Genomic DNA, 14,040 nt, shown 5'->3' on the forward strand with positions numbered 1-14,040 from the left:
ACTACTATGTACAAAAGCTGAATAATAAGATTTTTTTGGCAATTGCTGATTGCCAGTTTTAAGCGTTTTACCGAACATTACTTGCACAGGGGACCCTCAATGGATCGTGCGGAAAATTACCATGGAATTGATGATGAAATGCTGTTCTCGCCAGAAACCCAAGAGGGTAACCAAGGCCGAAGGGATGTATGGCGTGTTCTAGCGGTTGATGACGACAAAGATTTTCAAAACTCTCTCAATTTTGCACTGCGCGATGCGGTTATCCTCGATAAACCTATAGAAGTTGTTAATGTTTATAGCATGGCCGAAGCTAGCAAGGTCTTATCGGTTGATCATGATTTTGCTGTCGCATTTATCGATGTCATGATGGAAACCGAAGATGCTGGCTTGCGTTTAATGAACGCTGTCCGTGATATTTTGGGCCTATCGGAAACCCGTTTTATTTTGCTGACAGGCCAGCCTGGAATTGCCCCAGCAAAGTTTGTTATGCAGGACTTTGATTTAACCGATTATTGCCTTAAATCCGATTTGGCCTCACGCGGTATTGTGAATATTTTGACAGGCGCAATACGGAATTATCACCAGTTAAAAACGATTAGTGCAGCACACCGCGGCTTGCATTTAATTATTGAATCCAGCAACCGTTTGCAAGCGATGAAAACGCTTCCCGATCTTGCAAGCGCTACGTTAGATGAGTTGGCAAAATTAATTAATGTGCCATGTGAAGGTTTAGTCTGTGCGAGCAAAACAACCGACATAGGCTTAACAAACGGCAGTGTGTTTGAACCCATTACCATTGGTGCCAGTGGTAAATACAAATCATATGTCAATAAAGGGTTGAGCGAGTTACCTGATGGATACATCCAATCGTTAATCGAAAAATCCTTGCGTGAGAAGCACAGCGTTGAAACCGAAAATTCGCAGGTGCTGTTTTTTGCGCAGTCTACCTCACAGGCTGAGTTTGCCGTCTATGTCGCAACAGGCCGCCATTTAGAGGATACAGAAAAAGAGCTATTACATGTTTTTGCTGCCAATGCTTCAAAAGGATTTGGTAACGTAGCCCTTGTGAGCAAGCTCGATAGAGTCGCTTATGAAGACGATTTGTTGGGTATTTCTAACCGCAGTGCGTTGTTACGAGAGATGTTTCGTATTAGGACATGCTCAAAAGCGGACTTCTTCAATCTGGTCATGATTGATATTGATGGCTTTTCTGTACTCAATAATTTATTTGGCTCTACGTTTGGTAATTTTGTACTCCAAGCGGTATCGGATCGCTTACATAAAGTGTTTCAGCGGCCAGCGGTTGTGGCTCGCATACAGTCAGATTTGTTTGCTGTGGTAGGCTTTAAAGAGATCGTTAATCTAGCGGCGGCCAAAGACGCGTTTAATGAAAAGTTTATTATTGAGCAAACCTCCCATAACTTATCGGCGTGCTTTACCGAAGTGTCTTTGGATAATAAATCCCGTGATGCGGCAGACCTCTTGAGAGCGGCAGAGTCTGCTTTAAGAAGGGCAAAATTGCATGGGCCAGGGAGTTGTAGTTTTCATGACTCTAAACTGGACCAAGAAGCGGTTAATCGTTTCCGCATAATGCAGGACTTTTCGGACGCTTTTAGTCAAAACGAGTTTGAACTGCACTTTCAGCCACAACTAAATATGACAACGGGAGCGCTAATGGGCGTTGAAGCGCTCATTCGCTGGAACAACCTCAATGGTTCAGTATCGCCGGACTACTTTATTCCCATTGCAGAACAGTCGGTTTATATCCATGAGTTAGGTCGGTTTGTGGCGTGTAAAACATGTGAGTTTATTCAGCAGTTAGATGCGAAAGGTTACACCGATATCACGGTGAGCATTAATTACTCGGTACGACAGTTTGAGCACTCAAATGTGATTAGCGCACTTCACGAGCAGTGTGCATTGGCGGGTATCAGTCCAAGCCGGATATGTGTTGAGGTGACCGAAACAGCAATCATGACATCGCACAATAGAGTATCAACCCTGTTAGAGCAGCACCGAAAAGCAGGGGGTAGTGTATCTATTGATGATTTTGGAACAGGCATGTCGTCACTTGAATATTTATTTGAGTTACCGGTTGATCAATTAAAAATAGACCAGGTCTTTGTCACTAAACTCACCGCTGATGATAAAAGCGTGGCTCTATCAAACATGATCATAGAGCTAAGCAAACGTTTAGGCATTTCTGTTATCGCTGAGGGCGTAGAAACTAAAGAGCAGGCTGATTGGCTCGTAAAACATGGTTGTGAATTAGGCCAAGGCTGGTTGTATAGCAAGGCATTACCGCCTGAGGCACTTATTGATTGGCTGGCTCAGCGGTAGGCACCAACATGTTTTCTGAAACACTAGGCCGCTTGCTTAAAAGCCCTATAAAAGCATGGTTTCTTTATGCGTTTCCGTGGTGGGCTCTTATTCCCCTAGGGGCGTTTTTATTATTTGATGCCCATTATTCGCGTGAAATTAGTGATACCAAACGCTTGCAAGATGAAGTAGTGGATCAAGAGAACAGCTTATTGGAAGTGGCAAGCAATCAGGTTATTCGTAGTACGCTTATTATTCGCAATAATGCGCAATCTATCATGACGAATAACAATCTGGCCCCAGAGGAGCAGCAAAAACTGTTAAGCCAGAACTTCTTTTCGGTGAGTTCGGCGTACCCTCAGTATATGCAAATCCGCATTATTCTACCGGATGGAAATGAATGGGTACGCGTTGATAATAATGCACGAGCCAATAATGCTGGAATTATCCGCCACAACCACGAAATGCAAAATAAAGCTAAGCGTTATTACGTTATGAAGGGCATGGCGTTGGGCAAAGACGAAGTTTTTATAACCCCCTTTGATCTCAACATGGAAAATAATCAGATCGAAATACCTTACAGACCCACTTTGCGCTCGGTAACACAAGTGCGCGATGTTAGTGGCGAAGTGATAGGCCTGTTTGTTTTAAACCTTGATGGCAGTTATTTATTTAACCGCGATCAGCGTTCTGAAAATTCCATGGTGATTAATTCGGATGGCTACTGGCTGCTTTCATCAGACATAGAGCAAGATTGGGGCTTTATGTTTAACCGTTTAAATGACCGCTTCTCGCTTGCGTACCCAGATGTGTGGGAACAAATGAGGCAATCGCATTCAAGCACGGGGCAAATTTTAAATGATCAGGGCTTGTGGACCTATAAGCGTCTGGTGGTGGGCAAGCTAGATGAGCTTGTTAAAGAATCGACCGTTATCTATACCGTATCGGTGGTTACGCACTTAGCTGAGTTGCGCAAAGAGTTGATATGGCGTTATAGCCTGATAGCGTTAGTCATATTAATTGCCGTCACGTTTTTGGCCTTTGCGCTTGCAAAAGCCACCACTGCCTTGGATAAAAAATCGAAAGAGCTAAACGCCAGCAATAAAGAGCTTGAGCGTGTTATTGAGCAGTTACAGTTATCAAAAGAAGAGCTGATTAGAACGGAAAAGCTGTCATCGTTAGGCTTATTGGTGGCGGGAATTGCTCATGAGCTTAATACGCCCATTGGCTCGGCTATGCTGACATTTAGATCAATGCGAGAGCGGCTGGCGGAGATGTTGCACTTATTTAACAGCGGAGCCATGAAGCGCTCTGATCTAGATCGCTTTTTGCATCAACAAAACGAAGGGTTAGACCTAGCCAACGAAGGGTTAAACCGAGCAGGTCTGCTGATTCAGCAATTTAAACAAGTAGCCTCCGACCGTGCTAATGCGACCTGTCATCGTTTTGATTTGGCTGAGGAAGTCGAAAAAATCAGTGCCCTCATGAAAAATCAAATTCATCATTCACCGCATCAGCTCATACTCAATATTCCACCCAATATTAAAATGGTGAGCTACCCAGGTCCGCTTGGGCAGGTGATACAAAATCTGATTCAAAACTCGCTAGTACATGCATTTGATGACGGCATGAGCGGTGTTATTGAAGTCACCGCTACGCCTCCTGTGAACGGGTTTGTCGACCTCCTCGTGACCGATAACGGAGGAGGGATACCGACAGAGCACCTTAAAACGATATTTGATCCCTTCTTTACCACAAAGCGTAACCAAGGTGGTACAGGGTTAGGGTTGCACATAGTGCACAATATTGTTCATGGAGTGCTAGGTGGCACAATACGCGTAGAAAAGGGCGTGAATGGTGTTGGAACTCGGCTAGTGCTGCATCTTCCGTTGAATAACGAGGGGGGAGCGGTTGCGTCGTAATGTCAGGTGTATCTAATACAGTTGCTGACATTACGAGCCTTAAATATCGCTAATTAAGTAATGATAGAAACTCAGCACGGGTTTCTGGTTTGCTGCGGAATGTACCAAGCATCATGGAGGTTTTCATCGAGCCGTTTTGCTTCTCTACACCACGCATCATCATACACATATGCTTTGCTTCGATAACAACGCCTACACCTTTGGCTCCTGTGACCGACATAATAGCCTCGGCGATTTGTTGGGTCATGTTCTCTTGGATCTGTAAACGGCGAGCATACATATCAACAATGCGCGCAATTTTAGACAAGCCAAGCACTTTACCATCGGGGATGTAAGCGACATGTGCTTTACCAATAAAAGGTAGCATATGGTGTTCGCACAAAGAGTACAGCTCGATATCTTTTACCAATACCATCTCACTGTTGTCAGACTCAAAAAGGGCGTTGTTTACGACTTCATCAAGGTTTTGTTTATAGCCTTTTGTTAAATAAGCCATCGCTTTTGCCGCGCGGGCAGGCGTATCTAACAAACCATCGCGGTTAAGATCCTCGCCGACTTGCTCAATAATGGTGGCGTATGCTTTTTCCATCACGAGTGTATCCCCAGTTGGTAAAAAAGGGCGCTACGTTACGTTAACGTTACGCGTTCGTAAAGTGCATTATGACTTGCTTTGACGCAGAAGCACATACAAAGCACCCGTGCCGCCGTCTCGCGCTTGTGCGGATGCAAAAGCCAACACCTGCGGGAGCTGTCTAAGCCAATCATTAACATACGATTTAAGCACGGGCTGCTTACCCGCTTGGCTGTATGCCTTACCATGAACCACAATCACACAGCGTAAGCCTTCAAAAGTAGAATCGCGAATAAACTTGCTCAACTCGTCTCGCGCTTCGTCGACAGTCATTCCGTGTAGATCTATACCCGCCTCCCAGGGGATATGGCCCTTACGGAGACGTTTGAGCTTAGCAATTTGGATGCCGGAGGTAGCAAAGATCAACTCTTCGTCAGATTCAACAATCTCGACGACCTCGCTGGATAAGCCATCAATGACTTTGTCTTGTTCTTGAACCGCTTGCGCACGCAAATATGCTAGATCCGTGCGTTTACGTAACCGTTTAGTGTTCGCCTTGGCGACTTTGTCATGCTTAATGGGCGTAACATCACTCATAAGATCCAAAAAACTAGGACCACTATCGGTGTTGGTAGACGCGTCTGGCGAGCCTACGGGCGAGTTTGCGGGCGAAAACCGCTTATTAGATGAGTTTTGATCGTCAGACATAGCGCCAATTGTATGAATTCATTAAACTGTCAGGCCTTTTATAGCCGGCTGGGTATTATCCCGATTCTCATGATGATAGATCAAGCAAACATTGCATCCCAATTACACACCTTGCGCGATTACGTTCGTTGGACTTGCAGTTTAATGAATCAACACAAGGTCTTTTTAGGTCATGGCCATGTATCCACGTGGGATGAGTCCGTGCAGCTAGTGCTGGCGGCAGTTCATTTACCTTGGAATGCCGATCCAGCCGTCATGGACTCGCGTGTGCTTGATACCGAAAAAACAACCATCATTGATTACGTGCGCCAGCGCGTAGAAGAACGTCGCCCTTTGCCTTACATCACAGGTGAAGCGTGGTTTATGCAAATGCCGTTTCGTGTAGATGAGCGGGTGTTAATACCACGTTCGCCCATTGCACAGCTCATCGAAACCGAGTTTTCTCCTTTTCTGCGCCCTGGCCCCGTCGAGCGCATAATGGATTTGTGCACAGGCAGCGGTTGTATTGGTATTGCCTGCGCTTACGCGTTTGAAGATGCAGAAGTGGACTTGGTCGAGATATCCTCAGATGCCTTGGAGGTTGCTCGCCTTAACATTGCTGATCATGAGCTAGAAGAGCGTGTTCAAGCCATCGAAAGTGATTTATTTACCAGTGTAAAAGGCCAGCAGTACGATTTAATCGTCTCTAACCCACCTTATGTTGATCATGCTGACTTTACCAGCATGCCTAAAGAGTACCAGCACGAGCCAGAACTAGCGCTCACATCGGGTAATGATGGCTTGGATATAACCCGCCAGATTCTTCGCGAAGCCTGCGATTATTTACATGACGGAGGTTTGCTGGTGGTAGAAGTGGGCAACAGCGAAGTCCATTTAATGGAGCAGTTCCCCCACGTGCCTCTCACTTGGGTTGAATTACCTATGGGTGGTAATGGCGTATTTGTCATTACAAAAGAAGAATTAGCGCAATATCGCGACGAATTCTGACAATCACAGTATAATCACGCACCGGTATAGCACGCGAATAACGAAAGAGAAGGTAAACGATGTCGGGTAACAGTTACGGTAAGCTTTTCACCATCACCACCTTTGGCGAAAGCCATGGCCCCGCTTTAGGCTGCATCATAGATGGATGCCCTCCGGGTATCGAAATCAGCGAAGCCGATCTACAGCGCGATCTTGATCGACGCAAACCCGGCACCTCACGCCATACAACACAACGCCGTGAAGCCGACGTCGTCAAAATTTTATCTGGCGTCTTCGAAGGTAAAACCACCGGTACATCGATTGGTTTATTGATAGAAAACACCGACCAACGCTCAAAAGATTACACCAATATCGCCGAAACTTTCCGCCCTGCGCATGCCGATTATGTCTACACACACAAATACGGCTTCCGTGACTATCGAGGGGGTGGCCGCTCCTCCGCACGCGAAACAGCCATGCGTGTAGCCGCAGGAGGCATTGCTAAAAAATATTTAGCCAGCAAAGGCGTCACTATCCGTGGGTATTTATCACAACTTGGCCCGCTTAAAGTCGATATGAACAAATTTGACTGGGCACACGTTAACGAAAACCCGTTCTTCTCGCCTGACGCCGATATCGTTGCCGAGATGGAAACCTACATGGACGCGCTACGCAAAGAAGGCGACTCCATAGGCGCTAAAATCTCCGTCTGTGCCGAAGGCGTACCCGTGGGCTTAGGCGAACCGATTTTCGACCGCTTAGATGCCGAACTCGCTCACGCCCTTATGAGCATTAACGCCGTAAAAGGCGTAGAAATAGGCGACGGCTTTGCCGTAGTAGAGCAAAAAGGCACCGAGCACCGTGATGAAATGACCCCAGAAGGTTTTTGCTCAAACCACGCAGGCGGCATCTTAGGTGGCATCTCTACTGGCCAAGCCATCACCGCCAGTATCGCACTTAAGCCAACCTCTAGCCTGCGCATCCCCGGCCGTAGTATTAACACCAAGGGTGAGCAAATCGAAGTCATCACCAAAGGCCGCCACGACCCATGCGTTGGTATTCGCGCCACACCTATCGCCGAAGCCATGATGGCCATCGTGCTAATGGATCATTACCTACGCCACCGTGCACAAAATGCCGATGTGGCGTGTGACACGCCAGTGTTGAAAGGGTAGGTTACTTGTAAGGTAATAAAGATGAATTGAGAGGGAGCTGATTAGCTCCCTTTTTTGTGGCTAAAATAATGCATCTAGAGGGCTAGCCGTACCTGCAAAATGCTGACCTAAAACATGAGTATAAATTTGAGTCGTCTTTACGTCGCTATGCCCTAATAGCTCTTGTACCGTTCTAATGTCCCGGCCAGATTGCAGTAGGTGAGTGGCAAAGGAGTGCCTAAACGTATGGCAAGATGACTTAAAAATGCCGTCACTTCTTGAGCAGCCATTGAAGAAGGATGTTTAAGTTTGTGGAATACAATGTACTGTTTAATCCAGTAAATATACGTTTTTTCAGTGCGTAAACTGTAACCACGCGCACGCATGGATTGACGAATAGTGTTAAGAAAAGGGCTTGTTTTCATCCGGCTCTCCTTGTGGATAAAAAATTAATAAAGCTGTTTATTTATACAGTATATTTTTATTGTGTCAAAAAATGTGCGTGTTTATCTGCTTAGCCTTGCTCAAATTGATATTGGACAAAAGTGAAAAAGCTTACATAATCAGTTAGATACGTTTATCCACAAGGATGATAACGCGCAAGGTCAAGAATGATAATGCGCATGCGCGTTTACAGGGAGCTGTGTCTTTTGAAAAATCCAATTAAATTATTATTTAACAATATATTAGATATCATTTCTGACTTTACAGTCAGGGTTGTAAGCGCGCATGCGCATGAATAAAACTGTTAGAGCTCAAATATAAGGAATCTAAATGGCGGATACAAAAACAAATAGAAGTATGTTGTTTGCATTTGCAAGCGGCATACTTATTCCATTAGTGGCAGTTGCAATACCTTATTTGATTGACCTTAGACAAGAATCTGAGGAGCTAATCTTCAGGTTTGAAGGCCCTATTGAGGTGGAAAATACTAAAGCGTTTTCTATTTCTGTAAGAAATGAAGGCAAAAAACTGGAAGAAAGTATTGAGATTCAACTTCCAGACAAGCTTGAAGAGAATTATAAAATTAGTACAACCTCCCCTTATGAACTCGAACAAGCTAAAGATTTTAGTGTTCTAAAATTGGGGGACTTGAGGCCAGAAGAAGAATTTCAAGTTTCTATATTAGTTGATGATTCGACCTATTTTTTACATTTATACTCTTTGGAAAAAATGAAAGTGCGGTCTAAAGATCAATTAGCAAAACTAGATGAGCCAAATGAAATGATGGAATTCTTTTATATGGCAGGCTTTTGGGGATTCATTCTTTTGTTTTTACTATCAATTTTTGCTGGCATTTATCAAGAGTTCTTTGAATCTAAAGAGGCAAAAGAAAAGCGGTTAATGAAAGAGCTGGAAAAGCTCTAACAAATCAATCAACTTCGCGCCTTCGGCGCCGGACGCAGCAAAGCTGCGCCGGTTATTGAGGCGTTAAACGAAAATGAGCATCAAGCATTTACTACTAACAATAACGATTACCTGGAGCCTTATAAGTATGGCCGATGAGGCAATGATTTATGCCGAAACAGAGTTCACTGTTGGAGTAAATACTACTCTTGAAAGTGGGTCACCTAAGAATAGATACATGGTAGTGTTCGAGGATGACGGAGATACTGGATATTTATACGGATTAGATAGAGGCCGAGATGGTAACCCCATTCTCGATGCCCTCCATATTTATAATGTCGTCAATGTCACTGACAAACATCTTCCCTCGGAAGCACAAATAGTGTGGTCAGGAGACGGGAACAAGGCTCTATTACTAATAAACGGCTACCCTCATGCGGCCTTCGACTTTGTTGCTAAAAGAGGCTATTGTCGAACCAACTTTCCACCTCCAGACAAAAAATGGACAAAGTACAGTCATGAGTGGAGCGATGATGTTCTTGCATTGTTCTGAGTCCGCGTTTAACAAGGCCAGCCAGAGGGACCAAAAAACGCCGCTTCGCTCTGGTTTTTCGGCCCCTGCTGGCGGCGTTAGGCGCTAATCATGGATTCGAGTTTGAAACTATTTTTCAGCGGAGTGGCAATAGTTATTACGTTTGTCGCTTTCGTGCCTTATATCCGTTCAATATTGGCAGGTGTTACAAAGCCTCATGTATTTTCCTGGGTGATTTGGGGTACCACAACTGTTATTGTCTTTTTTGCACAACTTGAAGCCAAAGGTGGCATAGGTGCATGGCCTATCGGAGTGTCCGGTGCTATCACAGTATTCATTGCTGCATTGGCATTTATTAAACGTTCAGATAATTCCATAACTAAAACTGATTGGCTATTTTTCTTATCGGCGCTTGCGTCATTGCCGTTTTGGTATTTCACCTCTGATCCATTATGGGCGGTAGTGGTTCTTACTGCCGTTGACCTGCTTGGTTTTGGCCCCACTATCCGGAAAGCTTATGATTTTCCCCACGAGGAAAACATTCCTTTTTTTCTGCTGTTTACGGCAAGAAATACTTTCGCGTTATTGGCACTAGAGCATTATTCTGTAGCAACGGCTTTATTTCCTTTATCAGTTAGTAGTGCTTGTTTGTTTTTGCTTTTTATAGTCAGTTACAGGCGTAAAGTGGTATGCGCCTAACAAGTTGCTCAAGTACACTCCGTCCGCAAAAGAGGCGGCCTCCGCGGGACAGCCTACACTGCGTTTCGGTTGCCCCTTAGCAAGGTGTTATATTTTACGGAGGTAGCATGCAAAGGAGAAACATAGTCATACTAAGTACTATCGGAATAGCTTTAATAATAAGCTTGATAGCTGCTCTAAATTTTTCGGTAAAAATTGATCATCGAAAAAAAATGGCAATAGATCTTATAAGTAACCCTGATGGGAGCCTCAACTATAAATATCTAGAAAACTTACTCAATGAAAAATACATGTCAGGTGTCGGTTTTAAAGGTATTGTCGAGTTTGTTACTAATTATGGCGGTACTTGTACAGAGAAAGGTTGCAGGTTGCCAGTTGTTGGAACTTTCTGTTTCATTGAAAACGCTATAATTTCGTTGCATGACACGGGTAATTATAAAATGGTAAAAGTAGAGGGGCGCCCCGATGGGTGCTAAAAAATATAACAAAAAGCTCAACCACCGTTACAGCTGCAATAACACGCGGCTTCCACTGGACAGCTTTTCCGGCGCTTCGCTTCTCCAAAGCTGCCGGTTAGCTCAGCGTTAAATGCCCAAGAGGGAATCGTGCATAAATCCAAAAAACTCATATTAACTATTCTTGCGTTTGTAGTTCCGGGTGTTGCCTATGCCAACGCAGGTGTACCAATGCTATTTTTGGCAATGCCAGCATTTTTAATGTCGCTAGTGCCGATCATAGCTATAGAAACACTCTACATATCAAAGGGTTTGGAACTATCTCTTGGTCAATCTTTGAAAACGGTAAGCATTTCTAATGTGGCCTCAACCATTATAGGTATTCCTCTTACATGGTTTCTACTTATGTTGGTTCAAATGGTTACTGGAGGTGGTAGTGCTTACGGAATTAATTCTGTCATGGGTAAAGTGTTAGCGGTTACTTGGCAGGCTCCATGGTTGATACCATATGAAGAAGATCTGAATTGGATGATCCCTATTGCAGGGTTAGTGTTGTTGATCCCGTTCTTCTTCGCGTCATGGTGGTCGGAGTTTTTTGTTTCAAAAAAACTCAATAAAACACTACCATCGCTAAGCATCAGGGGTAAGGTACGCAACGCAAACCTAATTACTTACTCTTTGTTGGCCGCATGGCCAATTGGTTTCTGGGTGTTAAGTAGTGCTGCGAAGTAAGTCTTTATCAAACGCGTCAATCAGGACGCTCGCAAGCTCGCGCCTATTGCGCGAGCGTTATATACCTAGGGACGCGGTGTGGGATTAATCGAAGCTATTGTATTAGGATTGTAGTTTAAGAACCTGCAAAAACCATTTGTCTTCTTCTCAATGCTAATTGGCTTTATGTCACTTATTTACTTTTTCTATTTCCCTCTTCAAAAGCAGAATTGTCGTATAACTTCGCTCGTTGTAGATGAATACGCTAGAGGCAATGGAGTCGGAAAAAGGCTAATCGACCATGCACTAGAAAAAGCTAAAAGTCTTTCTTGCGCGCAGTTGGAAGTAACTACATCTTTGACTCGCGAAGCAACTCAGGCATATTACGAGCGCAGTGGTTTTATCAAATCATCGTTCAGGTACTATTTGGACTTAGGCATCTAACAATCTACTATAGCCGCTCGTGGGGACGCAAACACATGGGCTGCGTCGCTTCGCTGCTAAATTTTAGCCTAGGTATTTCCGCCCCTAAGCAGGCCGTTAGGCCCAAAAAGGTTTCAACGCATGAAACGAAATAAAAAAATGTTTGTGGTTCTGTTACTAAGCCAAATATTGTGGGGAGAAGCAATGGCTGCTACTTTCGATGAAATAATAGACACCTTGAAGTACGATTCGATTGGTGGGTATAAGGTAGTTAATCTCTTGTCGAATGAAGCCTCGATTCCGAAACAAGTTCTAGGCGTAACAGTCCAGCACTTTGACTCTAAAACATCATACACTGGAGGTTCTTCACAAGTAACGCTCCAATTCTCCAAATTGGGAACTGGAATCAACCAGGAGAAACTTAAAAGAGTTATAGGTAGCTTCCCTTCTTTAACGTTGGAGGAAGAGTTCGGGCAAACGGATTTTTCATGGAGGTTTGGAGGTATAAACTGTTATATATCAGTGCATACGGAGGATGACATATTTGAATATTCCTGCTGGAAGTAGAAGCGGGGCCTAACAAATAGCTCATGAGCGACCTCCGTTGCGTCGGCTTTTTTTGTGGCAGCTACCACAAAAAATTCTAACTGCACTCCGACGCCATAGCTGGGCGTTATGCATTAAAAAAGTCCCGCAGACATGGATGTAATATTAATCATTTCAATATACGTAATCTTAATTTCTATTGCATCGTTACCGTGTCTGCTTGTTTGTCTTGTTGCTGCAAAACTGCTCCCTTCCCGATTTAGCGTTAAGCCAAAAATCCTAACTTCTATTTCTGTTCTTTTATCTCTTTAAGTGCCTATCTTCTAAACATGGAGCTAGAAGGCGGCATGCTTTCAGTGCTTTTTGTTGCCATAGTGCTTACCTTAGCTTGGTTTCTAGTGTTGCTTGTTTTATTGGTCTTGTATAAAAGTGTGGTTAAAACTAAGAGTGCATAATAAAACTCAAAAACAAGCCTCAATAATCGTTCCCTTTGGTCGCTGGGACAGCCAAAACGCAGCGCTTATTTGTCTGCCCCTGTGCGGGGGTTATGCGGTCGAGAAAGAATGCAGGAATCTGAGGTGTTGAAAGAACTGGCATTTTACGTGCTGAGCCGGCGGGCATAAGAACATTGCCGCTTAGTATAAAATAAGGAGATAAGAATGATTTTATCCAAACTAATATCCCTAACGATACTCGCTATTGTTGTTTTCACATGCCCCGTGACAACTTATGCTGAGGACGCAAGCGATCCGCGTTCATATGAATATCAGTTCATATATTGTGATACACGTGATGATATTAAGGCGCTTCATGATTGCACATGCTATGCAACAAAAGCAGCTGATTATCTGGTAGAAAACCCAAAAGCACACATACAGGAAGCATCAAAGAATGCCTTAGACGCATGTTTTGATGTTAATGGCATGGAAGAGTGGGAATACCAGCAATGTCTCAACAGAAAAGGTCTGATGCGCTATTCTTTTGAGCAAAAAGACAACGTATGTCAGTGTGTTACGGATAAGCTCATGACAAAATTTAGTGAAGATACGACTCATTTTAATCGCAAGGCACCCAATTTTAGACGCAATTTTTACACGAGATGCCTGCACGAAGTTGGTCTCAAATAATCAAGTCAGCGCGTAGTGCTTAACAAGGCGTTTAATAAGACAGATTCCCAACGTATGGTATTTTTCATTCCATCGTTGGGTTTCGTTTTTACGGCGGTATGATTTTGTTCAGTGGTAGCTTTGCTTACTACTTATCGCAGCGTAAACGATTATGGAGGATAGGATGGAAGCCAAGGATCTTAGTGACAAGGAGATACTCGATATTGTAATGCCGTTAGCTGAGTATACCGAGAACGCATGGAATGAAAAAAATTACAATGAATTCATTCGTTATTTCTTCGATGAGAATCCCTCTGAAGACTTTCCAGAAGGTGAATTCAACAGGCAGATTGAAGAAAACTTTGACTTGTATGGAACACATAAAATATCTGATTTAGTCGCCATACATAGAAATCCTGATCATGTGATTGTGTTGTGGAAAGTAGAATTAGAAAAAAGAAAAGAGCCGGGCCTTCTGATCTATGGTTTTAGAGAGCGGGAGGGGCAGGTTCTTATTGAAGGTTGTGCATACCACGCATAAAGCTAGCAATGCACTTAACATCGGGCGCTGCGCACCATGA

Annotated in this window: 16 protein-coding genes and 1 pseudogene; 13 read left to right on the forward strand and 4 right to left on the reverse strand. The window is 43.9% G+C overall.

Features of this window, described 5'->3' with window-relative positions; all coding sequences use genetic code 11:
* Positions 1-99 precede the first annotated feature (99 nt).
* Positions 100-2,340 (forward strand): EAL domain-containing protein, encoded by a 2,241-nt coding sequence (locus BS617_RS06000; protein ID WP_075171957.1) that lies wholly within the window; start codon positions 100-102, stop codon positions 2,338-2,340.
* 8 nt (positions 2,341-2,348) lie between these two features.
* Positions 2,349-4,241: a sensor histidine kinase gene (locus BS617_RS06005; RefSeq protein ID WP_075171958.1), complete on the forward strand. Its 1,893-nt coding sequence runs from the start codon at positions 2,349-2,351 to the stop codon at positions 4,239-4,241.
* Between the two features lie 49 nt (positions 4,242-4,290).
* On the opposite strand, the gene folE is transcribed toward BS617_RS06005, so the two are convergent.
* Both folE and BS617_RS06015 read right to left on the reverse strand, forming a co-directional pair.
* Positions 4,291-4,830 (reverse strand): GTP cyclohydrolase I FolE, encoded by a 540-nt coding sequence (folE, locus tag BS617_RS06010; RefSeq protein WP_075171959.1) that lies wholly within the window; start codon positions 4,828-4,830, stop codon positions 4,291-4,293.
* A gap of 69 nt (positions 4,831-4,899) precedes the next feature.
* Positions 4,900-5,520 (reverse strand): Smr/MutS family protein, encoded by a 621-nt coding sequence (locus BS617_RS06015; protein ID WP_083609947.1) that lies wholly within the window; start codon positions 5,518-5,520, stop codon positions 4,900-4,902.
* Positions 5,521-5,532: 12 nt separating this feature from the next.
* On the opposite strand from BS617_RS06015, the gene prmB reads away from it, so the two are divergent.
* Positions 5,533-6,507, forward strand: a complete 975-nt coding sequence (gene prmB / locus BS617_RS06020; RefSeq protein WP_346424302.1) for a 50S ribosomal protein L3 N(5)-glutamine methyltransferase — start codon at positions 5,533-5,535, stop codon at positions 6,505-6,507.
* 59 nt (positions 6,508-6,566) lie between these two features.
* Positions 6,567-7,661 carry a chorismate synthase gene (gene aroC, locus BS617_RS06025; protein ID WP_075171960.1) on the forward strand — a complete coding sequence of 365 codons (1,095 nt, stop codon included), beginning with the start codon at positions 6,567-6,569 and terminating at the stop codon, positions 7,659-7,661.
* 60 nt (positions 7,662-7,721) lie between these two features.
* Here aroC and BS617_RS18395 read toward each other — a convergent pair.
* Positions 7,722-7,895, reverse strand: a pseudogene (locus BS617_RS18395) (tyrosine-type recombinase/integrase); the annotation flags it as partial.
* The gene (locus BS617_RS18555) at positions 7,814-8,065 is read right to left on the reverse strand and encodes a site-specific integrase (protein WP_075171961.1); all 252 of its coding nucleotides are present in this window, start codon (positions 8,063-8,065) and stop codon (positions 7,814-7,816) included. The gene BS617_RS18555 and the pseudogene BS617_RS18395, both read right to left, overlap by 82 nt.
* A gap of 349 nt (positions 8,066-8,414) precedes the next feature.
* Here BS617_RS18555 and BS617_RS06040 point away from each other — a divergent pair, with 349 nt between their 5' ends.
* The 9 genes from BS617_RS06040 (at position 8,415) to BS617_RS06080 (ending at position 14,000) form a co-directional block, all read left to right on the forward strand.
* Positions 8,415-9,008, forward strand: coding sequence for a hypothetical protein (locus tag BS617_RS06040; RefSeq protein WP_075171962.1), 594 nt, complete (start codon positions 8,415-8,417; stop codon positions 9,006-9,008).
* A 142-nt stretch (positions 9,009-9,150) separates the two neighbouring features.
* Positions 9,151-9,540 carry a DUF2251 domain-containing protein gene (locus BS617_RS06045; protein ID WP_139303187.1) on the forward strand — a complete coding sequence of 130 codons (390 nt, stop codon included), beginning with the start codon at positions 9,151-9,153 and terminating at the stop codon, positions 9,538-9,540.
* A gap of 90 nt (positions 9,541-9,630) precedes the next feature.
* Entirely contained in the window at positions 9,631-10,218 is a 588-nt protein-coding gene (locus BS617_RS06050) for a hypothetical protein (protein WP_075171963.1), read from the forward strand.
* A 107-nt stretch (positions 10,219-10,325) separates the two neighbouring features.
* On the forward strand, positions 10,326-10,694 hold the full coding sequence (locus tag BS617_RS06055; protein ID WP_075171964.1) for a hypothetical protein: 369 nt from the start codon (positions 10,326-10,328) through the stop codon (positions 10,692-10,694).
* A gap of 129 nt (positions 10,695-10,823) precedes the next feature.
* Positions 10,824-11,405 (forward strand): hypothetical protein, encoded by a 582-nt coding sequence (locus tag BS617_RS06060; RefSeq protein WP_075171965.1) that lies wholly within the window; start codon positions 10,824-10,826, stop codon positions 11,403-11,405.
* 165 nt (positions 11,406-11,570) lie between these two features.
* Positions 11,571-11,828: a GNAT family N-acetyltransferase gene (locus BS617_RS18560; protein ID WP_212667409.1), complete on the forward strand. Its 258-nt coding sequence runs from the start codon at positions 11,571-11,573 to the stop codon at positions 11,826-11,828.
* Positions 11,829-11,948: 120 nt separating this feature from the next.
* Positions 11,949-12,374, forward strand: a complete 426-nt coding sequence (locus BS617_RS06070; RefSeq protein ID WP_075171967.1) for a hypothetical protein — start codon at positions 11,949-11,951, stop codon at positions 12,372-12,374.
* A 638-nt stretch (positions 12,375-13,012) separates the two neighbouring features.
* Positions 13,013-13,480: a hypothetical protein gene (locus BS617_RS06075; protein WP_075171968.1), complete on the forward strand. Its 468-nt coding sequence runs from the start codon at positions 13,013-13,015 to the stop codon at positions 13,478-13,480.
* 163 nt (positions 13,481-13,643) lie between these two features.
* Positions 13,644-14,000: a hypothetical protein gene (locus tag BS617_RS06080; protein ID WP_075171969.1), complete on the forward strand. Its 357-nt coding sequence runs from the start codon at positions 13,644-13,646 to the stop codon at positions 13,998-14,000.
* Positions 14,001-14,040 lie beyond the last annotated feature (40 nt).

This window comes from Neptunomonas phycophila (genome assembly GCF_001922575.1).
Taxonomy (GTDB): domain Bacteria; phylum Pseudomonadota; class Gammaproteobacteria; order Pseudomonadales; family Balneatricaceae; genus Neptunomonas; species Neptunomonas phycophila.

What these genes read in the sequence shown, in the direction of transcription:
- BS617_RS06000 (WP_075171957.1), top strand. Translation starts at nt 100, where the DNA reads ATGGATCGTGCGGAAAATTACCATGGAATTGATGATGAAATGCTGTTC.
- BS617_RS06005 (WP_075171958.1), top strand. Translation starts at nt 2,349, where the DNA reads ATGTTTTCTGAAACACTAGGCCGCTTGCTTAAAAGCCCTATAAAAGCA.
- folE (WP_075171959.1), bottom strand. Translation starts at nt 4,830, where the DNA reads ATGGAAAAAGCATACGCCACCATTATTGAGCAAGTCGGCGAGGATCTT.
- BS617_RS06015 (WP_083609947.1), bottom strand. Translation starts at nt 5,520, where the DNA reads ATGTCTGACGATCAAAACTCATCTAATAAGCGGTTTTCGCCCGCAAAC.
- prmB (WP_346424302.1), top strand. Translation starts at nt 5,533, where the DNA reads ATGAATTCATTAAACTGTCAGGCCTTTTATAGCCGGCTGGGTATTATC.
- aroC (WP_075171960.1), top strand. Translation starts at nt 6,567, where the DNA reads ATGTCGGGTAACAGTTACGGTAAGCTTTTCACCATCACCACCTTTGGC.
- BS617_RS18555 (WP_075171961.1), bottom strand. Translation starts at nt 8,065, where the DNA reads ATGAAAACAAGCCCTTTTCTTAACACTATTCGTCAATCCATGCGTGCG.
- BS617_RS06040 (WP_075171962.1), top strand. Translation starts at nt 8,415, where the DNA reads ATGGCGGATACAAAAACAAATAGAAGTATGTTGTTTGCATTTGCAAGC.
- BS617_RS06045 (WP_139303187.1), top strand. Translation starts at nt 9,151, where the DNA reads ATGATTTATGCCGAAACAGAGTTCACTGTTGGAGTAAATACTACTCTT.
- BS617_RS06050 (WP_075171963.1), top strand. Translation starts at nt 9,631, where the DNA reads ATGGATTCGAGTTTGAAACTATTTTTCAGCGGAGTGGCAATAGTTATT.
- BS617_RS06055 (WP_075171964.1), top strand. Translation starts at nt 10,326, where the DNA reads ATGCAAAGGAGAAACATAGTCATACTAAGTACTATCGGAATAGCTTTA.
- BS617_RS18560 (WP_212667409.1), top strand. Translation starts at nt 11,571, where the DNA reads ATGTCACTTATTTACTTTTTCTATTTCCCTCTTCAAAAGCAGAATTGT.
- BS617_RS06070 (WP_075171967.1), top strand. Translation starts at nt 11,949, where the DNA reads ATGAAACGAAATAAAAAAATGTTTGTGGTTCTGTTACTAAGCCAAATA.
- BS617_RS06075 (WP_075171968.1), top strand. Translation starts at nt 13,013, where the DNA reads ATGATTTTATCCAAACTAATATCCCTAACGATACTCGCTATTGTTGTT.
- BS617_RS06080 (WP_075171969.1), top strand. Translation starts at nt 13,644, where the DNA reads ATGGAAGCCAAGGATCTTAGTGACAAGGAGATACTCGATATTGTAATG.